At 57.9% G+C, this 23,452-nt stretch carries 25 protein-coding genes; 4 read left to right on the forward strand and 21 right to left on the reverse strand.

Features of this window, described 5'->3' with window-relative positions; genetic code table 11:
- From PH562_RS08035 to PH562_RS08085, 11 genes are read right to left on the reverse strand one after another with little or no spacing between them, the layout of a single operon-like run.
- On the reverse strand, window positions 1-636 hold the full coding sequence (locus tag PH562_RS08035) for a cytochrome c oxidase subunit 3 (RefSeq protein ID WP_285172555.1): 636 nt from the start codon (window positions 634-636) through the stop codon (window positions 1-3).
- The gene (locus PH562_RS08040) at window positions 629-2,299 is read right to left on the reverse strand and encodes a cytochrome c oxidase subunit I (RefSeq protein ID WP_285172556.1); all 1,671 of its coding nucleotides are present in this window, start codon (window positions 2,297-2,299) and stop codon (window positions 629-631) included. The genes PH562_RS08035 and PH562_RS08040 overlap by 8 nt, the downstream gene beginning before the upstream one ends.
- Window positions 2,296-3,237 (reverse strand): cytochrome c oxidase subunit II, encoded by a 942-nt coding sequence (coxB, locus tag PH562_RS08045; protein ID WP_285172557.1) that lies wholly within the window; start codon window positions 3,235-3,237, stop codon window positions 2,296-2,298. The genes PH562_RS08040 and coxB overlap by 4 nt, the downstream gene beginning before the upstream one ends.
- On the reverse strand, window positions 3,234-4,040 hold the full coding sequence (locus PH562_RS08050) for an SCO family protein (RefSeq protein WP_285172558.1): 807 nt from the start codon (window positions 4,038-4,040) through the stop codon (window positions 3,234-3,236). The genes coxB and PH562_RS08050 overlap by 4 nt, the downstream gene beginning before the upstream one ends.
- A complete protein-coding gene (locus tag PH562_RS08055; RefSeq protein ID WP_285172559.1) occupies window positions 4,037-4,441 on the reverse strand; it encodes a hypothetical protein in 405 nt (134 codons plus the stop codon). The genes PH562_RS08050 and PH562_RS08055 overlap by 4 nt, the downstream gene beginning before the upstream one ends.
- Window positions 4,438-5,484, reverse strand: coding sequence for a hypothetical protein (locus PH562_RS08060; RefSeq protein WP_285172560.1), 1,047 nt, complete (start codon window positions 5,482-5,484; stop codon window positions 4,438-4,440). The genes PH562_RS08055 and PH562_RS08060 overlap by 4 nt, the downstream gene beginning before the upstream one ends.
- The gene (locus PH562_RS08065) at window positions 5,481-6,014 is read right to left on the reverse strand and encodes a c-type cytochrome (RefSeq protein WP_285172561.1); all 534 of its coding nucleotides are present in this window, start codon (window positions 6,012-6,014) and stop codon (window positions 5,481-5,483) included. Before PH562_RS08065 ends, PH562_RS08060 begins: the two co-directional genes overlap by 4 nt.
- Window positions 6,011-6,571, reverse strand: a complete 561-nt coding sequence (locus tag PH562_RS08070; RefSeq protein ID WP_285172562.1) for a DUF3341 domain-containing protein — start codon at window positions 6,569-6,571, stop codon at window positions 6,011-6,013. The genes PH562_RS08065 and PH562_RS08070 overlap by 4 nt, the downstream gene beginning before the upstream one ends.
- Entirely contained in the window at window positions 6,564-7,901 is a 1,338-nt protein-coding gene (nrfD, locus tag PH562_RS08075; RefSeq protein ID WP_285172563.1) for an NrfD/PsrC family molybdoenzyme membrane anchor subunit, read from the reverse strand. The genes PH562_RS08070 and nrfD overlap by 8 nt, the downstream gene beginning before the upstream one ends.
- Complete coding sequence (locus PH562_RS08080; protein WP_285172564.1) at window positions 7,898-10,849, reverse strand: TAT-variant-translocated molybdopterin oxidoreductase; 2,952 nt, start codon at window positions 10,847-10,849, stop codon at window positions 7,898-7,900. The genes nrfD and PH562_RS08080 overlap by 4 nt, the downstream gene beginning before the upstream one ends.
- A gap of 4 nt (window positions 10,850-10,853) precedes the next feature.
- Complete coding sequence (locus PH562_RS08085; protein WP_285172565.1) at window positions 10,854-11,522, reverse strand: cytochrome c3 family protein; 669 nt, start codon at window positions 11,520-11,522, stop codon at window positions 10,854-10,856.
- 203 nt (window positions 11,523-11,725) lie between these two features.
- Between PH562_RS08085 and PH562_RS08090 the strand changes: the two genes are divergently transcribed.
- Entirely contained in the window at window positions 11,726-11,929 is a 204-nt protein-coding gene (locus PH562_RS08090) for a hypothetical protein (RefSeq protein WP_285172566.1), read from the forward strand.
- Between the two features lie 195 nt (window positions 11,930-12,124).
- Here PH562_RS08090 and PH562_RS08095 read toward each other — a convergent pair whose 3' ends face one another.
- The 8 genes from PH562_RS08095 to PH562_RS08130 all read right to left on the reverse strand — a co-directional run bounded on the left by PH562_RS08095 (window position 12,125) and on the right by PH562_RS08130 (window position 19,433).
- On the reverse strand, window positions 12,125-12,556 hold the full coding sequence (locus PH562_RS08095; RefSeq protein WP_374817612.1) for an NUDIX hydrolase: 432 nt from the start codon (window positions 12,554-12,556) through the stop codon (window positions 12,125-12,127).
- 217 nt (window positions 12,557-12,773) lie between these two features.
- Window positions 12,774-13,274 (reverse strand): YciE/YciF ferroxidase family protein, encoded by a 501-nt coding sequence (locus PH562_RS08100; RefSeq protein WP_285172568.1) that lies wholly within the window; start codon window positions 13,272-13,274, stop codon window positions 12,774-12,776.
- A 383-nt stretch (window positions 13,275-13,657) separates the two neighbouring features.
- Window positions 13,658-16,057, reverse strand: a complete 2,400-nt coding sequence (locus PH562_RS08105) for a membrane-bound PQQ-dependent dehydrogenase, glucose/quinate/shikimate family (protein ID WP_285172569.1) — start codon at window positions 16,055-16,057, stop codon at window positions 13,658-13,660.
- Window positions 16,058-16,119: 62 nt separating this feature from the next.
- Window positions 16,120-16,398, reverse strand: a complete 279-nt coding sequence (locus tag PH562_RS08110; protein WP_285172570.1) for a DUF2934 domain-containing protein — start codon at window positions 16,396-16,398, stop codon at window positions 16,120-16,122.
- Between the two features lie 160 nt (window positions 16,399-16,558).
- Complete coding sequence (locus tag PH562_RS08115) at window positions 16,559-17,131, reverse strand: cysteine hydrolase family protein (RefSeq protein WP_285172571.1); 573 nt, start codon at window positions 17,129-17,131, stop codon at window positions 16,559-16,561.
- Between the two features lie 27 nt (window positions 17,132-17,158).
- Window positions 17,159-17,404, reverse strand: coding sequence for a hypothetical protein (locus PH562_RS08120; protein ID WP_285172572.1), 246 nt, complete (start codon window positions 17,402-17,404; stop codon window positions 17,159-17,161).
- Window positions 17,405-17,448: 44 nt separating this feature from the next.
- Window positions 17,449-18,249 (reverse strand): SDR family NAD(P)-dependent oxidoreductase, encoded by an 801-nt coding sequence (locus PH562_RS08125; protein WP_285172573.1) that lies wholly within the window; start codon window positions 18,247-18,249, stop codon window positions 17,449-17,451.
- Window positions 18,250-18,263: 14 nt separating this feature from the next.
- Window positions 18,264-19,433, reverse strand: a complete 1,170-nt coding sequence (locus PH562_RS08130; RefSeq protein ID WP_285172574.1) for a zinc-dependent alcohol dehydrogenase — start codon at window positions 19,431-19,433, stop codon at window positions 18,264-18,266.
- 258 nt (window positions 19,434-19,691) lie between these two features.
- Here PH562_RS08130 and PH562_RS08135 point away from each other — a divergent pair, with 258 nt between their 5' ends.
- From PH562_RS08135 to PH562_RS08145, 3 genes are all read left to right on the forward strand, one after another.
- Window positions 19,692-19,853, forward strand: a complete 162-nt coding sequence (locus PH562_RS08135; protein WP_285172575.1) for a hypothetical protein — start codon at window positions 19,692-19,694, stop codon at window positions 19,851-19,853.
- A gap of 799 nt (window positions 19,854-20,652) precedes the next feature.
- The gene (locus PH562_RS08140) at window positions 20,653-21,036 is read left to right on the forward strand and encodes a response regulator (protein ID WP_285172576.1); all 384 of its coding nucleotides are present in this window, start codon (window positions 20,653-20,655) and stop codon (window positions 21,034-21,036) included.
- 380 nt (window positions 21,037-21,416) lie between these two features.
- Window positions 21,417-21,800 (forward strand): response regulator, encoded by a 384-nt coding sequence (locus tag PH562_RS08145; RefSeq protein WP_285172577.1) that lies wholly within the window; start codon window positions 21,417-21,419, stop codon window positions 21,798-21,800.
- An 11-nt stretch (window positions 21,801-21,811) separates the two neighbouring features.
- Here the strand turns inward: PH562_RS08145 and PH562_RS08150 are convergent, their stop codons facing one another.
- Together PH562_RS08150 and PH562_RS08155 are read right to left on the reverse strand one after the other, a co-directional pair.
- Window positions 21,812-22,342 (reverse strand): sigma-70 family RNA polymerase sigma factor, encoded by a 531-nt coding sequence (locus PH562_RS08150; RefSeq protein WP_285172578.1) that lies wholly within the window; start codon window positions 22,340-22,342, stop codon window positions 21,812-21,814.
- A 343-nt stretch (window positions 22,343-22,685) separates the two neighbouring features.
- A complete protein-coding gene (locus PH562_RS08155) occupies window positions 22,686-23,450 on the reverse strand; it encodes a TIGR04290 family methyltransferase (RefSeq protein ID WP_285172579.1) in 765 nt (254 codons plus the stop codon).
- Between the last annotated feature and the right edge of the window lie 2 nt (window positions 23,451-23,452).

Here is a 23,452-nt window from a genome sequence, read left to right on the forward strand (position 1 = left end):
TCATCTCGCAAGATAGAATACAGGATAGAGGAAGACCCAGATCACATCGACCAGGTGCCAATAGAGGCCAGCAGTGACGAGAACAATCGCCCGCTCCGGCAGCTTGATCGAGCCGAACGCCAAGCGAAACGATAGCGCGATCAGAAGCAAGATGCCGATGGACAGATGCACCGCATGTAGGCCGGTGGCGATGAGATAGAGGTTCATGAAGAGATGCTGAACCTCGTCCGCATAGCGGGAATGCAAGCCCTCTATCGGGAGCAGCCCTTCGGTAAACTCCATCCGGTACTCATAGGCTTTCATCGTAAGGAACGCCAAGCCGAGGGCAGCGGCTCCAACGAACCAACGCGACGTGATTTGGGCACGGCCCCTCTTGGCGCTCTCCACGCCCAAGGCGACGAAGAGGCTTGAAGTCAGCAGGATGGCAGTATTGAGCCCGCCAATCCCAAAATGCAGAGCACGGGAGGCGTGGACGATCTCGGGCGCATGCGCCAGACGCACGGCAGCGGCAACGCAGAACAAGCCGCCGAAGAGCATGATTTCGCTGCCGAGAAAGACGTACATCCCCATCATCGCGGCACGATGCTGCTGAAGGTGATCGGTGAATGGGTCGGTGACGGGCCTTGTGTCAGACATGTTCGTCCCTCATCTCGATCTCATAGTCGTAAGGTGGGCGATCGACGACGGGCAATGCCTCGAAATTATGCTTCGGCGGCGGCGAGGGCGTCGTCCATTCCAATCCGGTCGCATCCCAGGGGTTGTTGGGCGCCGGCTTGCCGCAGTGCATCGAATAGATGAGATAAATCAACGGCATGACATAGGCGACCCCAAGAACCGCAGCGCCGCCAGTTGAAATGACGTTCAGCACCTGAAACTCCGGCGGATAGACATGATAGCGCCTCGGCATTCCGAGATAGCCGAGCAGAAATTGCGGAAAAAATGTCAGGTTGAATCCAATAAAGAAGAAGATCGCCGTGACCCGCCCCCAGGCCAGCGAATACATGCGTCCGACGATCTTTGGCCACCAGTAATGCAGCGCGCCGAAGAAGGCCGATATCGTTCCGCCGACCATGATGTAATGAAAATGCGCGATCACGAAATAGGTGTCGTGCACATGGACATCGATTGCAAGCATGGCGAGCATCAGGCCCGTCAATCCGCCGAAAACGAAAAGGCCGATGAAGGTCATGGCGAAGAGAAACGGCGGATCGAGCGAGATGTAGCCTTTGAACAGCGTTGCCGCCCAGTTGTAAACCTTCACGCCGGAGGGGATCGCCACTGCGATGCTGAGGAAGGAAAAGGCCGCGCTCGCATAGAGCGATTGCCCCGAGACGAACATATGGTGGCCCCAGACGAAGAAGCCGAGGGCCGCGATCGCGATCGAAGAGCCGGCCACGAACTGATAGCCGAAGATCGGCTTATGGGCACCGGCGGCAACAAGTTCGCTAACTACCCCGAGGGCGGGCAGGACCATGATATAGACGGCCGGATGGCTGTAAAACCAGAAGAGATGCTGGAACAGCAGCGGATCGCCACCAATCGCCGGGTTGAATATGCCGAGCCCGAACAGCCGTTCCAGCGAAATGAGCACGAGCGTGATCGCCAGCACTGGCGTGGCCAGCACCAGGATCAGCGATGTCGCATAGATCGACCAGACGAAAAGCGGCAGCCTGCCCCATGTCATGCCGGGGCAGCGCAGGGTGTGAACCGTGACGATGAAGTTCAATCCCGTGAGGATCGAGGAAAAGCCGACGATGAACACAGCGCTTGCGGCCAGGATCACGTTGCCGTTGGCATACATCGTCGAAAGGGGCGTGTAAAATGTCCATCCCGTATCGACCCCGCCTGCGATCAGAACGAACACCGTAAACAACCCGGCGAGCATGTAGATATACCAGCTCAGCAGGTTCAGCTTGGGAAAAGCGAGATCCTTCGCGCCGATCATCAACGGGATCAGGAAATTGCCGAAGGTGTTGGGGATGGATGGGATGAGAAAAAACCATACCATGACCACGCCATGGACCGTGAAGGCGCGATTGTAGCCTTCATTGGTCATTAGGTCTCCCGCCGGCGTCAGCAGATCGAGCCGGATCAGCGCGGCCGCGGCCGCACCGATGAAGAAGAAAAATGTGATGGAGAGGGTGTAGAGAACGCCGATCCGCTTATGGTCCGTCGTCAGCAGCCAAGACTTGAGACTATGCCCGGCGCGCAGGTAGCTGACGCGCTGCGCCACAGTCTCCGTCGAGCCGCCTCTACCGACATTTGCCTCTTCAAGCTTGGGATCAGCGACGTCGGTCATTGTGTCACCCCCGCCTGCTTCAGCGATTTGACATAGGCGACGAGCTTCATGACATCCTCCTCGCTCAGGACGTTTTGAAACGTCGGCATGATTGGCTGATAGCCGGCAACGACCTTCGATTGCGGTAGCAGAATGCTGTCGCGAATATATTGGTCATCGGCAGTGACGATCTCTCCCGATTGAAGCGGCACCGGATTGCCGTAGATGCCGGCCAAAGGGGGCGCTCGCACTGACGCTCCCGAATCGTGACAGCCGCTACAGCCACGGCTGCGAAAGAGCGTCGCCCCTTCCGCGGCAAGGCTAACGTCATTCGAGGACAGGGACAGCCATTTGGCATAGTCGGCGGGGTTCATGACGATAAAACTGCCTGTCATCTCGGAATGGTTGCTGCCGCAATATTGCGAGCAGGCAATGCGATAGGTGCCCGGCTTGTCGGCTACGAACCAGCTGGACGTATATCGCCCTGGCACCACATCCTGCTTGATGCGCAGAGCCGGGATGAAGAGGCTATGAATGACATCCTGCGACGCCATTATGAGCTTGATCGGCTGACCAGACGGTACATGGAGTTCGTTGATTTCGGCCTGTCCTTCGGGATGCTGGAATTTCCACATCCATTGCTTGGCAACGACGTCGACCTGCATGGCGTCGGCTGGCGGACGATAGAGCCTGGCGAAGAGATCCGTCGACCAGATATAAAAGCCGAGAAGGGCAACAAATGGGATGATAGTCCAGGAAAGCTCCAGGGGAATGTTGCGGTTCGGAGCATGCCTGCGATCGGCCTCCTTGCCGCGCCGATATTTGACGATGAAGACGAGGAGCAGGATGAATACGGGCGCCGACAGCGCCACGATCAGCACGGTGAAGGCAATGACGAGCAGGTCGATCTGGTGACTATAGGCCGACGCGCCGGACGGCCAGAGCGGAATGAAATTCATGGCGCCCTCCCCCCGGTCTCTTTCGACCGGCGGTCACGAACAAGCCCGAGGGCAAGCAGGCCGGCACCGACGATCACCGTGAGGCCGAATGCAAGGCGAAGCGCCATTAGAATGAGGGATGAGTATCGCCCGGTTAATGGATCATAGTGATAGCACAGTACCAGAAGCTGGTCACGCCAGCGGCCGATCCGGCCCTCGCCGGCCTCGGTGAGCGCCAGTTTCAGGTCTCGGCTCGTCGGCGCCAGACCGTAAAGCCAGCGGCTTAACCTCCCGTCCGGTGTCAAGACGGCAACGGCGGCATCGTGGGCATATTGGCCAATGTCGGGATCCCAGGCGTAACGATAACCGAGCGCTTCGGTCATGGCATGAATGGCGATCGCCTCGCCCGTCAGCGCATGCACGCCATTTTTCGCGAGGGAGGGGAAGCGGTGCTTCAACTGATCGAGCGAGGCCGCAGCTTCTTTCGGGCCCTCACGCGCATCGATGCCGAAGGCAACAATCGTAAAGTCGGTGGCTGGTCGAAATGATTGCCCTTCAACGGCCTCCATCAGACCCGATAGGGTGATGCCACAAATATTGGGGCAATTATGCAGGACAGGCGCGAGAAGGATCGGCTTGCCGCCTCCGAGCTGCCGAAGAGTGACGAGGCGTCCCGCCTCGTCACGGAAAGGCTGGTCGAGGGGGATGAAGGCATCCGGCTTCTGATCGATCCCTGTCGCCGTGAACGGATCGAAGGCCGCCGCGTGCGCCTCGCCGGCGCCGAGAAGCAAGGCAAGAGCCAGCGTGAATGCGGCCGTCCTCATTGCATTTCCTCCCGCTCATCACGGTCCGGCCAGCCGCGCGTCGCCAGAATGGCCATGGCCCTGTCGATCGGAATATGCACCGTCCCGGCCTTACGATCGATCCAGCCGTACTCCCCGAGACGCTGTTCCGCCTGCCGTTGAAGCAGATCGCGATTGACGGATGGTGACACTTCAAGGCGTGGGCCTGGCTCCGCTTGCCTGGACCCGAACCCCGTCTGCGGCGGGGCGGCGTTCGGCCTCATCCACCACAGAATGCCAAAGACAAGGAGAACAGAAAGACCCATGCCGAGGAAAAGACCAAGCGTCACCCAAAGCACCAGCCGCGGCGAGACATCCTGCGGTTCGAATTGCGGCGACGCTTTCTGCCGCCGCGACTTTCTGGAAAGCGAGGCAGTCATCATGAAGCCTCCGCCGTCGTGGTCAGCCGGTGCACGACCTTGCTTGCGCGGGAAAGAATGGCAAGCGTGATCTGCGCAAGACCGCCAAGCGACAAGCCATAGGCTGCGATCGCATAGCCGAGATGCGACGCCAGCTGCGGCAGAATGAGCCACGCACATTCCAGCAAACGCCCCGCGAGGATGATCGATATCAGAACGATTAGCCATCGTCTGGATCGCCGGATCGGCGGAAAGAACAGAAGGAAAAGTGGCGTCAGATGCAGGAAGGCAATCGAGAGCTCGACCAAGGACCAGATGCCCGTGCCACGGCGCTGAAACCAGAGGGCGCCCTGAACCAGATTGCCCGACCAGATGATGAAATATTGCATGAACGCCAGATAGGCCCAGAAAAGGATGGCGGTGATCAAGAGCGCACCGAGCACGCTCGGTTTCGCGACACCACCCTCCCCCAAGCTTAGAAACACCAGCAAGGCAAGCGCAGTCAACATCTGGCCGGCGAGGACATAAAGCGCGAAACCGGAGGAGTGGAAGTGCGGGTCGAGCGACATCAGCCAATCGGTCGCTAGGATTTCCTGCAGGAGGACGAAACCGATGAGTCCGCCGACCGCAACGGATAGAGATTGGCTGCGCAACAGTGCCTGCGCAAGCAGGTATGCGGCGGCGAGAATGAACAGGGTCCTGAGATCGAAGAATAGCGGCGTCAGGTAGATCGCCTTGAAGGGTTCGGATAGAGGCTGCCGCACCCATTCATAGACGAAGGACAGGCCGAACAGGATCGGCAGCCACGCGATCAGCACAAGCGGCAGCAGCGATAGCGACGATCTCGCCGCGTGATCGAGATCATGCCGCCAGATCCCCGGAATGATGCGCATCATCATGACCAGACAAAGCGCACCGAGCGGGAGCGCGCTTACGAAGACCAGCGCGGAAAGCCAGCCGAGCAAGGCGGACGCAGGCGCGACCAGCACCAGGGCGAGAGCCGCGATGCAGAAGGTGACGCCGCTCAGCGCCAGCAAGCGGGTCGGCAGGGCTTCGATCCGGCTCATGACCCCACCCTCTTCAGCTGCGCCTGATCCTCCGGCGGCAGGCCTGCGACGCTGGCGCCCTGGCTTAGCTGCAGCGCCCGGATATAGGCCGCGATCGCCCAGCGATCCCGTCGAGAAACGCGATCCGCATAGGAATACATCACGCCGTGGCCCTTGGAGATCACCTCGACGAAATAACGCGATGGCGCCTGTCGCAGTCGGTCGATGTGGAAACTCGGCGGATGGGGAAAGCCTCGCGCGGGCACCGTGCCATTGCCGTAGCCGGCGGTGTCGTGACAGGGCGTGCAATAGATGCCGAATTCCTGCTGCCCGCGCCGGAGAAGCTCGATATTCATCGGGGGACGATCGGCAAGCGTCTGCGCATTCTGAAGATCGTCCCGTGCGATCGTTCCATCCGCCGGCGCCTGCAGGGCTTTGCCATCGGCAAAGAGCCGGCTCTTTTCGTAGGAATCATAGCGCGACTGATGGTTCATGTCGTCGCAGCCGGCAAGCAGAAGCATCGGCGCAAGAATGAGAAGGCGGCACCTCATTCCGGTTGCTCCGTATGCTCGACGGCTTCCACGCTGACCGGATCGAGCATGTCGAGGAAGGTGCGGGTGCGCTTCGGATGGAAGCGCTCGTCGTTACTCAGAACGATGAGAAAGAACTTGTCGGACTGCCCGAGCTGAAACGCGTCTATGCCGAAAAGCGGATGATGCAGCCGCGGCAAGCGGTTCAGAAGCAGCATGCCGAAAATTGCCGAAAGCACGGCAAAAAGGACCGTGAGTTCGAAGGTGATGAGCATGAAGGACTGCCAAGCATAGAGCGGACGACCGCCGATTTCGATCGGATAGGCGTAGTTGGTATAGAGTTGCAGTCCGTAGCCGAGCGCTGCGCCGAAGATACCGCCTGCCAAAGTCAGCCACGGCACGATGTTCTCCTTAAAGCCGAGCGCCTCCGTCAGTTCTTCAACAGGATAGGGCGAGTATGCCTCCATGGCGGTAAAGCCCGCCTTGCGCGCGCGTTTCACCGCCTCGATCAGACGCTCTGGCCTGTCGAATTCGGCCAGCAGCCCAAACAGATCTCCTCCGGGACGCGGCTCACGCATGCCTCAAATCCCCCGTCTCGCGTAAAGCCTCCTCCACTTCAAACGTGGAGATGACAGGCAGGAAGCGCACGAAGAGAAGGAACGGTGTCAGGAAGACACCGAGCATTCCCGCATAAAGGCCCCATTCCCATATGCTGGGATGATATTCGCCCCAGGAGGAAACCAGATAGTCGCGATATAGCGACGTCGTCAGCAACATATAGCGCTCGAACCACATGCCGATCGTGACGGACAGGCCGATCAGAAAGAGCATGAGCGGCTGGCGTCTGACGCTTTCGAACCACAATAGCTGCAGCGGTAGGAAATTCAGAATGACGGCGCCCCAATAGCTGAAGGCATAGGCGCCGACCAGGCGGTCCGTTAGGGTTCCCACATCCTGCAATTCGCCGCCGTAAAGGCTGTCGAACACTTCTGCGACATAGCCGTAGGCCGTCATCAGGCCGGTTGCGAGCAGGAAGCGTCCGAGCAGGTCGAGATGGCGGTCGGTGACCAGCATGCCGAGACCGAGGGCGTGGCGCAGTACGACCGCGATCATGGCGACGACGGCGAAACCGGAAAAGGCGGCCCCCAGCACGAAATAGGGCGGGAAGACCGTGGAGGTCCAACCCGGTATCGGCCCGGCGGCAAAGAGAAGCGAAATTTCCGAATGAACCGAGACCACCAGCGGAACGGCAATCGCCGCCGTCAGCCTGTAGGCCTGGTTCCATCGTGCCCAGTGCCGGGCAGACCCCCGCCAGCCGAGCGCCGCAAGCCCATAAATCACCTGCTGCCAGCGTCGCTTGGCGCGGTCGCGCACTGCCGCGAGATCGGGAATAATACCGATATACCAAAACAGTATGGAAACAGTGAGATAGGTCAGGACGGCGAAGAAATCCCAGCTCAGCGGGCTTTTGAACTGCGGCGAAATCGTCATCGTATTGGGATAGGGCGCGATCCAGTAGAAGAACCATGGCCGGCCAAGATGCAGGATCGGATAGAGCCCGGCGCAGATGACGGCAAACAGCGTCATCGCTTCGGCAAAGCGGTTGAGCGAATTGCGCCAGTGAGCACCCAATAGAAGCAGCATTGCCGAGATCAACGTCCCGGCGTGCCCGATGCCGAGGAACCAGATGTAGTTGGCAATCGCCAGACCCCAATTGACGGGGATATTGTTGCCCCAGACGCCGACACCGGAAATGAGAAGCACCGTCGCCGAAACCGCAAAGGATAAAAGCAGGAGCAGGGAAAATGCGAAGCATATCCACCATGCGCGAGGCGCCGGATATTTCAACGGGATCCGCGTGATCCGCTCCGCGGCTGCAGCGTCCCGTTTACGAATTTTCTCGCTCATCCCGCCGCCTCCGTCTTTCCGAGGGACGGATCTTCGATCCGGGCGAGATAGGTCGTTCGCGGCCGGGTGTTCGCTTCCTCGAGCAGGCTATAGTCACGGAAACCGGCCTTGAGCCGACTGACGCCGGAATTGGGGTCTGCAACATTGCCGAAGGTAATCGCCTGTGTCGGGCAGGCTTGCTGGCAGGCTGTAACGATCTCGCCATCGCGGATCGGTCGGCCCTCCTTGTCGGCCACGATCCGTGCCTCGGCGATACGCTGGACGCAATAGGTGCATTTTTCCATGACGCCGCGGCTGCGCACCGTCACATCCGGATTGCGCATGGCTTTGACCGACTCCGCATCGTCACTGGTGAAGTCGAACCAATTGAAACGGCGCACCTTATAGGGACAGTAGGAAGAGCAGGTTCGTGTGCCGATGCAGCGATTATAGACCTGCAGGTTCAGGCCATCGATGCTATGGACCGCAGCATTGACGGGGCAGCCCATCTCGCAGGGCGCCTGCTCGCAATGCATACAGGGGACCGGCTGAAAATAGGACTTCGCCGCCGTCACATCCCCTTCACGGTAATGATCGATCCGCAACCAATGCATTTGCCGTCCTTCGGCGACAAGCTCCTTGCCGACCACCGGAATATTGTTTTCAGCCTGGCAGGCGGTCACGCAGGCATTGCAGCCGATGCAAAGATCGAGATCGATCGACATGCCCCAGGACGGATCCGATATCGGCCTGTCCGGGTAGAGCGATGGCGGCTTTTGCTTGTGATCCGGCCGGGACTGCGGATCGAGCTGACCGATCTCCACCGTCCGGATGAAATCGAAACCGTCGATCGCCTGGTGTAATTGCGTCGTTGCCACCTGCAGCATTTTGCCCGTTGGCTCGATTGCAACACCGGTGATGTACCAAGGATCCGTCGATCGCCGCAGACCGTAGGCGTCATAGCCGAGACCGGCAGCTATGGAATCCTTCAGCTTGCGTCCATAACCGAGCGTAATGGTGATCGTATTGGCTTCCTGGCCCGGCATGATCCAGACCGGCCCTTGGATAGAAGCGTTTCCCGCCGTCAATCTGACTTCGGCGCCGTTTTCCAGCTGCCGTTCCGATGCAAGTTGCGGGCTGACAAGGATCACGTTACCCCATGTGATCTTGGTCAGAGGCCGTGGCGTCTCCTGCGCCCAGGCATTTTCCGAGAGCGTGCCGTCCCAGACACCGGCATCCGGACGGATGACCAGCGACAGGCCGGAAGAGGCATCCGGCGCAGCTTGCGGGACCGCGCGGTTCAGAACGATGGGGATGAGCGACGGTGCGGCACTGCCCGAAACGAAGCCGCGATAAAGGGCGTCACGCCAGCGCTCGTCGAACTCCCCAGCCCAGGCCGCGCGCCAGGTCTGCTGCACCAGATCTCTATCGCTCGACGTGCGGCCCATCAGTGTTTCAAGCACGACATGCGCTGCACGCACCGCGTAGAACGGCCGGACCAACGGCTGGATCAATGTCACGCTGCCGTCGACAGCGCGCGCGTCGCTCCAGCTTTCAAGATCATGCTGAAGCGGCACATGCCAATGCGAAAGAGAAGCGGTTTCATCGACATAGAGCCCGGCGTGAATGCGGAGCTTCACTTTCTGCAAAGCATCGCGGAAGGCGAGATCGGCCGGCACAAAATAGGCGGGATCGGTACCGACGACTACAAGTGTCGACACCTTGCCGGCGTTCATGTCGGTGGTCAGAATGTCGAGCGATCGCGAGCCGTCCGGCGCTTGTGCATTGACCGGCTCCGAGAACCGAAGCGTGTTTCCGAGACTTCCCAATCTCTCATTGATCAGCAAAGCAAGTGCCTGAAGATCGTCTCCATGATGGGCGCCGATCAGTAGCAAGCCATTGGCCTTGGATGCTTGAAGTGCGGATGAGGCAGCCATCACCCATTGCCGCTCGTGGTCAGCGAAGCTGACATCCCCCAAACCCGTGAGACCGATCTGGGCGGCCATGGCGCGCAGCAGGCGATCCATTCCCGAATGTGAGGCGACAAGGTGCATATCGGCAACCGCCCCAGTGGCCGAAGGTGTCGGTTCGGCCACGAATAGCCGGCTCGCGCCCCGCATGTGTTGGCGCATCCGCCGGCGATCGGCAAAGGCACGGGCATATGGCGTCTGCCACGGACCGGGGCCGAGGAAATCGTCATCGAGGCTGACGATAGTCTCGGCGGCAGCGAATGCCGGCTGAAGCTCCAGAGGACGACCGAAAATGTGCTGCGTGGCGTTCAATCGCGCCGTGTTGGGCAATGGATCGCAGATATGCCAGCGTGCCTTTGGCCACCGCTGCATCATCGCCTCGATCTGGCGGCGCAGGGTCGGCGAACTGAAAGGTGCGGTCAGCAGCCGGAACCCCTCCCCTTCAGTGTTGTCCAGCTCATCAGCTTTCGCCGCCATCTCGGCATCGAATGCGTCCCAATCGGCGAGCTTGCCCAGATGAAGCGGCGTTTGCGAGCGACCGGGATCGTAAAGGCCGAGGAGCGAGGCCTGCGTGAAGGCATCGGTGGCGCCGCCCGATACGGGGTGATCGGGATTGCCTTCCAGCTTGACCGGTCTGCCGGTGAAGGTCTTGCCGAGGACAGGCTGCGCATAGCCGTCAAAGGTCACGGCAGTCGCAAACCATTTGGCAACTCCAACAGTCACGCCCTCCGGGGCTTCGACATAGGGAAGCGCCTCTTCGTCCTCTTCGCCCTTGCAAGCCGAAAGCCCGGAGAGTGCAAGCGATGCTGCCATGATCTTGAGAAGTGTGCGGCGGTCGAACGTGATACCGTTTCTGTGCATCATCGGAAATTCGCGCCTGGAAAACCGGTGAAACTCCTCGGTATCGGCAAGCTCCTCCAATGCCCGCCAGAAATGCCTCCCCGTCTTGCCGACTAGCCGCTCGCGAACCGTGTCTTTTTGAACCGGACGAACTATCATCGGATCACCTGTGACAGATATTGCATTGGATGAGTTTCCTCGGTTCGATGCCATAGGCTTTCACCACCTGCGCGCCGAAATCCTTGTGCTGCTCGGGATTGGCGTCCCAGTCGGACCAGTCCATGCGGGTCACTTGATCAGGCGGGCGCAGATTGGGCGCCGGATTTCGATGGCAATCCAGGCACCACTGCATCTGGAAGGGCTGCGCGCGGGACATCAGCGGCATCCGATCAACCCGCCCGTGGCAGGTCACGCAGGCAACGCCGCGGGCAACATGGATCGAATGGTTGAAGTAGACATAGTCGGGTAACCGGCTGACGCGGTTCCATGTGAGCGGCACATTGGCCGCGAGGCTGTGTCGGACCGGCGCCAGCATGCCAGCGCCGGTCCAGATCTGCGAGTGGCAACTCATGCAGATATACGTCGCCGGCAATCCCGCGCCGGCGCTTGTCTCGACGGAGGTGTGACAATACCGACAGTCGATACCGAGACCTGCCACGTGGTGCTCATGGCTGAAGGGAACCGGCTGATCCTGCACCCAGCCGACCAGGGTGCCATAGCTGGAACTCGCATATCCGCCGACAAACAGGACGATCAGAAATATGAGGATGGCGGCAACAAGCAGGGACGCGCGCAACCTCGTATCAGCCGATGCCGTAAAGATCTGCGCCACGGAATTCCCCTGAATTCGCCCTCGCAATGAGGTCAAACGAAAACCGGGGTTGAAAGTTCCACCCATCTGTAGTGCCGTCCGCAGACGGCACGTCCCTTTCCCATTTTGCTAGGAACAATACGGACCGCAGGCGGTTTTAAGGACGAAGGCGGACCCGTCACTGTCGCGACGGCCGCAAAATACATCCTAGAGGAGGCCTGGCTATGAAACATCAGCAACCTCATGAAGGCGCACCAGGAACGACGGATCAATCCCCGCGATGGGAGGGACCGGCTGGCTCAAAGCCGGCTGGATATTTGCCGGCCAAGGATGGCGGTGAAAAAGCCCGCGATGCCCATGGCGAAAATATCGATCATCCACGCAAGCGCCGCGTGTCTGACGCCCTGAAACAGAAGGGTGACGATTGACGACGCCGCCGGGCCATGACGCCGCCACGAAAACTGCCAGGAATAGGTTCGCGCGAAACTCAGCCCTGTCCCAAATGGCGCAAGCTTCCGATCGGCCACGATGAGAAGGATTCGACCTCGGCCTAAACCAAGGCTTACGAGATCGGCCCACGGCGAAATTGTATGGTCGCTTGAGACGATGCCTGCAGCTATTGCTCAATCAATATCTGCAGGCCTTGCATCCTCCAGCGCAAAGCGCATCAACAGTCCCTTCAGTTCAGGTTCGCGCACGCGGCGGGCTGCCTCTTCCGGCACCATCCATTCGATCGTCCGCTGCCCGCTCTCAGGAAACTTTCCGGATTGTTTTCTGACTTCAAGCAGGTGAACTTCGACCACTGACGGTATCGTCTGCCGGTCAGCCAGCACCTTCAAATATGTGAAATACCCGAATATTCCCTTTTTGACCTTGCCCTTGACACCTGCCTCTTCCCAGGCTTCGCGTTCCGCCACCTGACCGCCATCAAGCCCTTTGATCGACCATCCCTTCGGGATCATCCATCGTTTGGTCTCGCGTGTGGTGATAAGCAGCACTTCAGGCGAATTATCGTCGCGATGCCGAAAGCATAGCGCACCATATTGCTCGGCCATATCTCCGGCAGCGATGGTCTCTATATGCGGCGCAAGCCGCGCAAGATGGGGTCGGCGGTTTGACATGGCACCTCTAACTTACCGGCCCATAGGCCCGGCATGATATCGAAACCGACAAGCTCCCCCCAATGCTATCGCACGAGGCATATCCGTGACTGGGCGTCCTCTGACGATGCGCTGCTTCCGCAACGCATCGAAGATCAAATGCAGCCGTGTTTTATGCGGCCTTCCTGGCCTTCGCATTGGCTGCGGTTTCGGCGAGTTTCGTCAGCTTCTGATCCGTCGCCTTTTCCTCCGCGAGCGTCTGCTGCAGGAGGGTGACGGCATCCTTCAGACCGAGTTGCTTGGCCCATTCAATGAGGGTGCCGTAGCGGGCAATTTCGTAGTGCTCGACGGCCTGCGCCGAAGAGATGAGACCGGCATCGAGCGCCGGCGTGCCTTTGAATTCCTCGATGATCTCGTCGGCCTCGGCGATGATGCCTTGGATTGCTTCGCACGTCTTTCCTCGCGCCGGCTTCCCCAGGAGTTCGAATACCTGCTCCAAGCGTTCCACATGGCCCTGGGTTTCATCACGGTGATGAAGGAAACCTTGTTTGCCCTCCTCCGCCTGGGCCGCGCGTGCCATCTTTGGCAATGCCTTAAGAATCTGCTTCTCGGCATAGTAGATGTCTTTCAGTGTTTCCAGAAAGAGATCATTCAAAGTCTTCTCGGATGCCATTTGGAGTCCTCCAACATTTTGAGAAAAGATCATTTTGAAGCAGCGCCGATGCGTCGGTTTTTGTGCGCGCTGGTTCGCACGGCCGATTCAACGCACCTGCAGGAAAAGATACCGGCAACAGCCCTTCCGAATTCGATTACGAATTCTTGTGGTTTTGCTGGCCCGCCCTTGCATGCTGTTCATGCGATCCACCTTGGGAAGCCATGATGTTTTCTCCTTAGTTTGTTCTCGAGACCTTCATTGGTCCCACTCCCCGAACAGACGGCCAGAAGATTGGTTCCCGCCTCATCCCTGAAAAAAATGCGGTCGCGGCCATGCCGATTACGGCGAGAATGGCAAGAGGCTCAGCCACACACGCCTTGGATGGTGAATTGCTTCGGGACCTAGCGATGCGGCAACGCAAACGCCACGATTTCGTCACCGTTGCGCGACTGCAAGCCGCCATGACCGCCAGCTGCAACGACGACATACTGTCTTCCGTCCGTGCCGAGATAGGTCAAGGGGGTGGCGTTTCCGCCTGCCGGCAGGTGAAACTGCCAGACGACATTTCCCGTCTTGCCATCAAGCGCGCGGATGTATTGATCCGTCGTTGCAGCAATGAAGATCAAGCCGCTACGGGTGGCAACACTCCCGCCCATGCTGAATATTCCCGTGGGCAGACCAAAGGGCAGACGCAGTCCAAATGGCCCCATATCCTCTGTCGTTCCAAGGGGACGTTGCCATACGACGTTTCTTGTCAATAGATCGATCGCCTGCATCTGCCCCCAAGGCGGGCGGGTACAAGGGATATCAAGCACACCGAGCCAAGCTTTGACGACAATGGAAAAAGGCGTGCCATGCTCAGGATTATTTTGGAAGTCAGGCTGCGGATATGGCTGCTTCCATCCGCCCCATGGCGCGAAGAGCCCTTTGGCGAGAGCCGACGCATAGGGAAGCATCTGCAGTTGAAACGGCATGAATGTCGTATTGATAAACAAGAGTTTGCGTTCTGGATCGATCGTCGCGCCATACCAATCGGAGGTCCCGTCGAAGGCCGGCCAGCCGATGGTCGGTTTCACTCCTGGCGGCGTAAACAGACCGTCGTCTCGCATCCGCCGAAAGGAGATCCGGCAGAGAAGCTGATCGATGGGAGTTGCACCCCACATATCCGTTTCTCGAAGCTTGGGCGCGAGCAGTTGCGGCATGCCGGTCGAAAAGGGCTGTGTGGGCGAATAGCGTTCGCCCGGTATATCGCCCGGCGGCACCGGCCGCTCGTCGACCTCGGCCAAAGGATGGCCATCACGGCGGTCAAGGAGAAAAAGCTGGCCCTGCTTGCTGGTTTGAACAAGCGCCGGGATACTGCCGCTTCTATCGTCGGGGAGATCGACAAGCGACGGCCCCACGGGAAGATCGAAATCCCAGAGATCATGATGTACGGTCTGAAAATGCCATCTCTCCTGTCCGGTGGTAAGGTCCAACGCCACCAGGGAGCTTGAATAGCGATCGTCAAAAGATCTGCGCTGCCCCCCGAAATAGTCCGGGGTCGCGTTGCCGAGAGGTACGAAGACGAGATTGAGCTTTGGATCGGCCGTATAGACGCCCCAGCCGTTTGGCGTTCCACGCGTATAGGTTTCGTCTGCTGCAAGCGGCTTATTGGCGGGATCCTTTCCCATATCCCACGACCATGCAAGTCGCCCGGTGTTTGCGTCAAAGGCACGTATGACGCCTGAAGGCTCGCCGACGGTCTGATTGTCGTAGACCCATCCTCCCAGAACTATACGCCCGTTCAGGACAAGCGGCGGCGAGGAAATGAAATGAAACCCTGGCGGAACCGGCCCCATGTGATCGCGCAAATCGACCATTCCCCGCTCACCGAACTGCTCGCAAGGCTTGCCCGTATCGGCATCGAGTTCGAACAGCCTTGGAAGATCCGATGCGGTCGAGATTATGCGGTGCGCGCATGTGCCCGCGGATGTCACGGATGAGGCGTCGTAATATGAAACCCCGCGACAAGCTTGATAGACATTGTGCGACATGTCGCCGCCCGGATCATAACGCCATTTCAGCTTTCCCGTCGTTGCATCGAGCGCGATAACCTCGCGATGCGGTGTACAGAAATAAAGGCTATTTCCGACCTTTATCGGGGTCGCTTCAAAGCTGAACTCCCTGCCCTTGGAATTCTCACCCGCCCTCGGCTTGTCGCCGGTGGAAAACGACCAAGCTTGTTTCAAAAGATTGACGTTGTCAGGCGTGATTTTGTCGAGAGACGAATACCGGTCTCCCGCCGGCGTGCCTCCGTAGTAGGCCCAATCGCCTGCTGGACCAGCGTCGCTCTGGTCTCCATCCATGACCTTCCAGCGGGCAGGATCGCCGAAATTGATGGTCCTGGCTTCGGTGATCCGATAGCCCGAACCAAAGACGAAGATCAGGATCGCCAATGCAAAAACGAGATTGGCGAGGAGGATCATTCTTGCCCTTGCCAAGCGCTCGATGCGGCCGGCAACCCAGGGGGACCAGATCCATAAGCCAAGAACCGCCGGAGCGACCAGTCTCGGGATAAGCGCCCAGCCATCGAATACGGATTCGGTCAGAGCCCATGCCAGAGTTCCGATCAACAATAACGTGTAAAGCCACGGACCGAAGACGCTTCCCCTGGATAACAGCACTGCAACACATGAAAGGATGATACCAGCTATCAGATAATAGGGCGTGCCGCCGAGTACGAACAGCCATGCGCCAAGGCACGCAATGGTGATGCCGATCAGCCCGACGAGACAGGCCGTAAAAATGAAAAGAACGCGCATCAAGGCTCCTCCCGTTGGCGCGAAGCACGGTCAAGCGTTCGACCGATTAGAAGTAAGCCATCTCACTTGTTCTCGGAGGCAAGCTCTCCCGGCTTGAATCTCCCGGGCTCGGCTTCTTGTGAGGGAATGGCATCCGACGACGTGGGAGCTCGGTGAGTTTCATCCTCCGACTCCGGCACCACGCCGGCATGATGGTCATCAGGCGATGTTTTCGGGAGATCTTCGTCACGCGCCTTTAGCTCACGTTCCGCATCCAACCAATGGCGCAGCTCCTGCCCATCCGGCTTTCCTTCCATTTCCCACCTGGCATGGGCAGCCTTTCTGATGTCCTCTTTGGTCATCGGAAAACCCTTTCACAGATACCGACATCCAACTGCGCCGGAGCCGCGGAGTTCCCGAACGGACCAGACCTTCAATGAATCCGGTCGGCGATCGATCATGGGAAATCCTCCTGTATTTACGGCGGCTCAGGTGCAGGGTGGTTCGAGCTGACCACAGGCATCATTCCGTGGACAGAAACTCTTCGACCGTCACAATTTTGGCCTGTACGGAAAATCGCCTTTCAAACAGCGTAAGCGCTGCGTCATGTGCATCGTCATCACCACTGCATACGGCGTCCTTCAAGATGATAACGCCATAACCGAGATCGATGGCGCCAAGTGCCGCAGCCAGGACGCAGACGTCCGTCTCTCCTCCGCTTATAACCAGAGTGTCGACGCCTTGACGGGACAATATCTGATGCAGACGACCATCCACCCACGGCGAATAGGTGAACTTGTCAAAGATGCGCGCCGGCGGCGTCAAGGCTCGAAAGACTGGAAGCACGTCCATCAATTCTTGAGGCAGATTGCTGGCGGTCATCATGTTCCATTTCTCGTAATAGTCCCGCCATTTGCCTGGCATGATGTCCGGCTGTGCCGGTGGCATGAAGCGCGTGAAAATCGTCCGTTCGGGAAATCGCCCAGCCACCTCGCCAACCTGATCCAGCGTGCGCGCCATCCAAGGCACCTGCCAGGGAGTTGGTTCAAAGAACATACATTGCATGTCGATGCACAAATGCAGCCAGGTTTTCATCCCGCCACCATCCAGCCAAACAGGAATTCAGCCGCGATATTTACCCTCGTTCATGTCACGCGGATCATAGTTGAGATCCCAGTCCTTTTCGGGTTCGGCCGATCCGGGAGGGGTCTTGTTTACGGTTGCGTCGCTGGAGCCGGTAATGACCCGTGGCTTGGCGCTCGCGACGCCATCACTCTCACTGCCATGCAACAGCTTCCGATACTGACCTTTGGCGTCCTGAGGGGGATCTCCCCTCTTCTTGCCGCCTGGATTGTTCGATTTGGCCATTGTGATACCTCGCTTGCTTGTCGGACCTCATGGAAGCTGAATTCCTAATGTTCGGCCGAGCCCGGGCGGGCCGTTCTTGCATGCTGGTGCGCCAAGATGCTGGCCGGTGTTATGTTCGCCACCGCAGCTTGGAGCTTGTTCTTCCAGCCGCTCACGACATCCGCTTCACCGTCCATCATCGCATCGAAGCCGATCCGGGCGACTTCCGCAGGATTATCCTTGCTGGCTTGGCCAATTTCCGTGTCCATTAAGCCGGCCCGCTTGAAGAAATTCGTGTCCGTTGCCCCAGGCATCAGGCAACTGACGGACACGCCGGTACCTTTCAACTCTTCGCGCAGCGCGAAGGAGAAGCTATTGATAAAGGCTTTGGTACCATTGTAGATCGCCTGGTAAGCGCCCGGCAGGAACCCGGCAATCGAGCCGGTCAGCAGAATGCGACCATGGCCGCGGCTTCTCATCTGATTTCCGACGTGCTGGATCAGATACACGGTTCCGACGATATTGGTATCAATGACCTTTCTGGCGCGGGTAAAGTCTTGATCGAGAAATTGCCGGCCCAATCCCTGACCGGCATTTGCCATGAGCAAATCAACCGGGCGGCCGGCCGTGGCGATGCTTGCCAGAAGCGTGTCGACTCCGGATGGTGACGAAAGATCCGTCTGCACCGCCAGCACCTCGCCGCCAAATTTTCTGAGTTGGGCTGCTGCGGTTTCGATATCGCTCTCGTCGGCCGCCACGATCAGATTGTAACCTTCCTCGGCGGCGCAGACCGCGAGTTCATAACCGATGCCGCTCGAGGCACCCGTGACGACAGCCAGTCCTTTTTCCAAAGCCCGTTTGGCCATAAGCCTGCTCCTTCCTAAGGTTTGAGCACGACTTTCACGCAACCGTCCTGTTTGTCGCGAAAAAGCTTGTAAAGGTCGGGCCCATCTTCAAGGGCACCGCGATGTGTAACGACGAAGGAAGGATCGATTTCGCCCTTTTCGATACGTTCCATCAACATGGGCAGGTAATGTTGCACCGGCGTCTGCGCCATCTTGAAAGTCAGTCCTCTATTGATCGCCGACCCCATCGGAATCTTGTCGAGATATCCGCCATAAACGCCGACGATCGATACGGTGCCGAAGTTGCGGCAACAATGGATGGCCTGGCGCAAGACGTGGGGCCGGTCCGTACCCATGAAGGTCGCGACCTTGATGCGATCCCATCTCGAATCCCAACTGGCGGAAGCCTCCGCCTCAGTTCCCACCGCGTCGATACACGCGTCGGCACCACGTCCTCGGGTCATTTCCATGATACGGTCATAGACATCTTCTTCCAAGAAATTGACCGTCTCGGCACCGCCGGCTTCCGCCAGCAAAAGACGCGCTCGAACGGTATCGATGGCGATAACGCGTTCAGCGCCTAGCAGGAAAGCCGACCGAATGGCCATTTGACCCACGGGGCCACATCCCCAGATCGCGATCGTATCGCCTGGTTGGATGTCGCAGAATTCTGCCGCCATATAACCGGTCGGGAAGATATCGGAGAGAAAAAGGACTTGTTCGTCATCCAGCCCATTTGGAACCTTGGCTGGTCCGACATTGCCATAGGGAACGCGTAGATACTCGGCCTGACCGCCACTGTATCCGCCAAGGAGGTGAGAATAGCCGAACAGGCCAGCCGGCGAATTGCCCCACAGCTTCGTTACCTTCGAACGATCGGGATTTGTCCGCTCGCAACCGGAGAAGAAACCGCGCTTGCAAAAGAAGCATTCGCCGCAGGCGATCGTGAAGGGAACGACCACGCGGTCTCCGACGGCTAGCGTCGAGATCCCTTTGCCCACCTCGACGACTTCTCCCATGGTTTCATGGCCCATGATATCGCCGCTTTCCATGGCCGGCATCACGCCGTCATAGAGATGGAGATCGGAACCGCAGATCGCGCATGCGGTTACCTTTATGATGATATCGCGTTCATCTTCTAACCGCGGATCGGGAACGCTCTCGCACCGTATGTCATGCTTGCCATGCCAGGTCAGTGCTTTCATCGGTTCCTCCAATATCTCGATCCTGCGCCAAACAGTCGAGCCGCAACGATGTTCCCAAGCGACTGAAATTTGCCGGCCGAGGGTTCAAAGCTGATCAACCGATGGGAAGCCGGCGCACCATCGCCGGCATAGACCTTGGAGATGTTCGAGTGCTGCAAATAACCGACATCGGCAAAGGACGATTTGAAAAAGGAACTTTCGAGTCGGAAGGAGGTTTGGATGTGAAACGCTGGTTTCTAGCGCAGGGAAAGTACAGCCATGCCCGTCTTCGAAAAGGGAAAATACGGTGCTTTAATCGCCTATATCTTATTGGCGGTGCTTATCGGCTGTGTATTGGTTGCGGGAGCCCTTTTCTTTTATCACCGTGAGCCGCAACGGCCCGGTCAGCCCTCGCCCCATGCCCTGGATCAATCCCAATAGTATGAAGAAAAGGCCGGCACCACTTAATCGCTATCGCAAGCGGCGTCTCCCGCCAGACGCGCCATGAATCCAATCCGGCCCAGCGGCCTTTGAATTCATGACGCGCCTCAGGAGGCGGCTCGCCAGCGGATTTGCGAGCCAGGAGGGACCGGCGTTGACTTCCCTCCGGCGGCCGAACCCGTATGTGTGGGATTTGTTCCTGAGGGGAGATAAATATCGAACCGGCACCGTGTGGATCACATTCGGCGCAGATTGCGTTCACCTTCCGGCGCGAAAACCCAAGGCTTTTGGTCCGCCAGCGGTCCACGATCTTCTAGAGAGCACTGCCGCAGTTCTTGGAACAAAGGCGATGCTCCTTGAATTGCCGGCAGTCTCGAAACGAAAGTCTCGTTCGACGGGTGAATGACCATGCTGGGATCGGCAGCCACGCACCATTGCAATTGGCTTGCGTTACACCTCCGAGGATATTCAAAACAACTCGACCCCGAGTATGGCAAGCAGGTTTTCAAATGAGGAACTTTCGGAGCGGAGCGAGGTTCGAAGCCGAAATCTGCGCTATAGACCAAGGACGCCTCGGCCAGCATTCGCCGACGCTCTGGACCAATTTCGCCGGTACCGCCACCATTGATTTGAACAGCGCAGGCGGTATCGCCGACCCTTCGCCGAAAAATGCAGGTTTTGGGGCAACCTTCCGTATCGCTGCAAGTTGGGAGGAAATGAAGACCGAGGCGGTTCAAAACACTGTACAGTCAGGGAAGGAGTTTGTAGGTCGTTTTGGTCCCGGCATGGAAACGATATCATGGTTGGCAGCTACAGCAAGATGTTTGCAGGCAAGCGGGTTCTCATCGTTGAAGATGAGTATTTGCTGGCCGACGAAACGCGCCGCCAGCTCAAGAGGCTAGGAGCGACCGTTATTGGCCCGACCGGGCGTGTTGATGTTGCTCTGGAATTGATTGATGACGAGGAGATAGATGTCGCTATTCTCGATATATATCTCGACGGAGAACTGGTGTTCCCTGTTGCGGAGCGACTACAGGAACTCAATATCGCTTTCGTCTTTGCTACCGGATATGATCCTTCCATCGTGCCTGCGTCGTTCAAGGGATTTTTATTGAACGAAAAGCCATTCGAGTTGGAGAAGATCGCACAAGCGCTATTTGGTCCGCGTCCTGTCGGCATGTGAAAATAAAGCGACGCATCTGATTTTTGCACGCCATTGATGGCGATGAGGACCGCCGCCCATGCGCTGGGAGGGATGGATGCGAATCCCTCTGCAAGGCCATTGTTTCTCGATGCAGACGAGTATGGTGTCCCGCGCTATCGAGGCTTCATGGTTCTCCACGGCGTGCCACAGCACGCAACTTGGTCTCTACCTCAAAACAGGGGGCACACTTCGGAAGACTTCGCCCCGCTTCGTTCGATACTTAGACCTTTGCCAGTTTGGAGGTGATCTTCTGACCGCCCGGCTCGCTCAGCCGCATTGATGCGCGAGGATCGGCTTTGCATTCACTTTGAATTCACGCAGAGCGAATTATGATCGGATAACCTGAGCTAGGCTGGCCAATGAACGATTCGACAACTGCACATAGTAAAATGTTTTCCGGCAAACGGCTCTTGATCGTCGAGGACGAATATTTCCTTACCGAACGGACAAGCCAGAAGTTGCGTTCACTGGGAGCTATCCTGATCGGCCCGATGGCTAACGTCCCGCGCGCTCTCGATTTGATTGAAGGCAATCAGGTGGATGCCGCGATTATCGACATCCGGCTTGATCCAGATCTTGCGTATGCGATGGCTGAAGCGCTTGAAAAACTCGGACTTCCTTACGTATTTGCCGTCGCGGATAACCCGCCACCGCAATTTTCCGGCTTCGTCCTGCGAGAAAAAGCTGATGATATCGAGCATATCGCCATGGCGTTGTTCGGTACGCGGCGGCTGGATATCTGAGAACTGGAATATCAATAAAGGTCTTCGTCAAGCTGGGCCGCGAGCTGCTGGCGAGCCCGGTTGATGCGACTTTTTACGGTGCCAATCGCACAACCGAACTTCGTGGCAGCATCTTCGTAGGAGCGGCCTTCGATCACCACATACTCCAGCACTATCCGATAGTGTTCCGGCAGACGGTTGCAGGCCCGCTGCAACTCCTTTGCCCGGATCGTCCATTCCTGCGACGCTGGGGCGATGCCGACGTCGGATATGCATTTCTTGTTACCCGGAGCCTCGCGTTTGGCGATGCGGAACTTTGTGCAAAATGTATTGCGCATGATGGTGAACAGCCACGATTTCAACCGAGTGCCAGGATCGAACTGGTCGATATTGGCCAGAGCTTTTGTCAGCGTCTCTTGAACCAAATCATCGGCATCCGTCGAATTTCGGTGGAATGTTCTGGCGAAGGCGCGCAGGGCCGGAATGAGCTCCACGATTTCAGCCTGCAAACGATTGGAACGGGACAGGTGGATCACGGTATTCTCCTTTGCCGTATCGCTCATTCAACAGCTCTGATCCGGATGCGGACCTGACATCTTTGGCAGCGCCAGATGCATGCTATCGTTGATTTCAAATGAAGCTACTTCGCGTTGTGACATTCGCCGCATTAGGGAAATGACCCAAGACCATTCTGAGGTCCACTCAAACGCTTTCACACTTCGAAGGAACGGCTCCGTGCCCAGCATGTTCCATGAGATAAGGAGAATCTTTCGGATGGCTCTTCATCCTTTGCGGCTCATTTAAAGCCGGCACATAAGACTTTGTCTCGGCGATGTTCGATATCCAAACTCTATCAGAATCCGCGCGGCGAAAGTAAACGCAGAACATTCACGCCACTGAGACGCGTCACCCTTGCCTCTCGTCCTGCAGGCGAATGCGAGGTGGTCTTTCGACCATAAAACTATGGGCGCTGCACCGCAGAAGATATACTTCCGGTTCCGGATTCTGCAGCATTGTAAAACCTGCGCTGCGCAGCATCGCCTCCATTGCCGCCTTGTTCGGTATGAACCAGTTTGTCGGGTCCCCAGCATAGCGATTTTCGACGAAGAACAGCTTCGGATAATCAGGACGATTGAAAATCTCCTTGTCCTCGAAGTCGTAATCATCCTTCAGTTCCGGCGTATCGTCCACTCCGCGCTGCATACATTGAAACAGCATCAGATCCTTGACGACGTGCTCGCGAAGCAGGTCAAGCGCCAATAGCGGATGACGCAGATGATAGAGGACACCCATGAAAAGGACGAGATCAAACTTTTCGCGCAGTTCCGCGACCTCGTAGACCGACATTTGCCGGAAGTCGATGTCAACCTCGGCCTGCTTTGCCACGAATGCGGCTTGCCGCAGATAATGCGGATCGGTATCGATCGCCACGACGCGATCTGCATTGCGCCGTTTCATCTCAAGCGAATAAAATCCCGCGTTGCAGCCGATATCGAGAACGGTCTTGCCCGTCAAATCCGTGGGAACGACTTCCTTGAAGCGCCGCCATTTAAAGCTTGGATAGTCCCCGAGAAAATGATCGGGCGCTGTTTCGATGCCCTTTATGCGCAGGTTGTGAAACCATGGCGCCAGTTCGGCGATCTGGCGCCGCAACTCCTCTTCGCTCTGCATGA

It is taken from the genome of Rhizobium centroccidentale, from assembly GCF_030182565.1.
In the GTDB taxonomy this organism is placed as follows: Bacteria; Pseudomonadota; Alphaproteobacteria; order Rhizobiales; family Rhizobiaceae; genus Rhizobium.

Coding starts and splice junctions, on each gene's coding strand:
- PH562_RS08040 (WP_285172556.1), bottom strand. CDS start 2,299: ATGACCGACGTCGCTGATCCCAAGCTTGAAGAGGCAAATGTCGGTAGA.
- PH562_RS08140 (WP_285172576.1), top strand. CDS start 20,653: ATGGTTGGCAGCTACAGCAAGATGTTTGCAGGCAAGCGGGTTCTCATC.
- PH562_RS08110 (WP_285172570.1), bottom strand. CDS start 16,398: ATGACCAAAGAGGACATCAGAAAGGCTGCCCATGCCAGGTGGGAAATG.
- PH562_RS08060 (WP_285172560.1), bottom strand. CDS start 5,484: ATGAGCCGGATCGAAGCCCTGCCGACCCGCTTGCTGGCGCTGAGCGGC.
- PH562_RS08035 (WP_285172555.1), bottom strand. CDS start 636: ATGTCTGACACAAGGCCCGTCACCGACCCATTCACCGATCACCTTCAG.
- PH562_RS08150 (WP_285172578.1), bottom strand. CDS start 22,342: ATGAGCGATACGGCAAAGGAGAATACCGTGATCCACCTGTCCCGTTCC.
- PH562_RS08095 (WP_374817612.1), bottom strand. CDS start 12,556: ATGGCCGAGCAATATGGTGCGCTATGCTTTCGGCATCGCGACGATAAT.
- PH562_RS08145 (WP_285172577.1), top strand. CDS start 21,417: ATGAACGATTCGACAACTGCACATAGTAAAATGTTTTCCGGCAAACGG.
- nrfD (WP_285172563.1), bottom strand. CDS start 7,901: ATGAGCGAGAAAATTCGTAAACGGGACGCTGCAGCCGCGGAGCGGATC.
- PH562_RS08135 (WP_285172575.1), top strand. CDS start 19,692: ATGCCCGTCTTCGAAAAGGGAAAATACGGTGCTTTAATCGCCTATATC.
- coxB (WP_285172557.1), bottom strand. CDS start 3,237: ATGAATTTCATTCCGCTCTGGCCGTCCGGCGCGTCGGCCTATAGTCAC.
- PH562_RS08070 (WP_285172562.1), bottom strand. CDS start 6,571: ATGCGTGAGCCGCGTCCCGGAGGAGATCTGTTTGGGCTGCTGGCCGAA.
- PH562_RS08130 (WP_285172574.1), bottom strand. CDS start 19,433: ATGAAAGCACTGACCTGGCATGGCAAGCATGACATACGGTGCGAGAGC.
- PH562_RS08120 (WP_285172572.1), bottom strand. CDS start 17,404: ATGGCCAAATCGAACAATCCAGGCGGCAAGAAGAGGGGAGATCCCCCT.
- PH562_RS08065 (WP_285172561.1), bottom strand. CDS start 6,014: ATGAGGTGCCGCCTTCTCATTCTTGCGCCGATGCTTCTGCTTGCCGGC.
- PH562_RS08055 (WP_285172559.1), bottom strand. CDS start 4,441: ATGATGACTGCCTCGCTTTCCAGAAAGTCGCGGCGGCAGAAAGCGTCG.
- PH562_RS08080 (WP_285172564.1), bottom strand. CDS start 10,849: ATGATAGTTCGTCCGGTTCAAAAAGACACGGTTCGCGAGCGGCTAGTC.
- PH562_RS08050 (WP_285172558.1), bottom strand. CDS start 4,040: ATGAGGACGGCCGCATTCACGCTGGCTCTTGCCTTGCTTCTCGGCGCC.
- PH562_RS08105 (WP_285172569.1), bottom strand. CDS start 16,057: ATGCGCGTTCTTTTCATTTTTACGGCCTGTCTCGTCGGGCTGATCGGC.
- PH562_RS08100 (WP_285172568.1), bottom strand. CDS start 13,274: ATGGCATCCGAGAAGACTTTGAATGATCTCTTTCTGGAAACACTGAAA.
- PH562_RS08115 (WP_285172571.1), bottom strand. CDS start 17,131: ATGAAAACCTGGCTGCATTTGTGCATCGACATGCAATGTATGTTCTTT.
- PH562_RS08155 (WP_285172579.1), bottom strand. CDS start 23,450: ATGCAGAGCGAAGAGGAGTTGCGGCGCCAGATCGCCGAACTGGCGCCA.
- PH562_RS08090 (WP_285172566.1), top strand. CDS start 11,726: ATGAAACATCAGCAACCTCATGAAGGCGCACCAGGAACGACGGATCAA.
- PH562_RS08125 (WP_285172573.1), bottom strand. CDS start 18,249: ATGGCCAAACGGGCTTTGGAAAAAGGACTGGCTGTCGTCACGGGTGCC.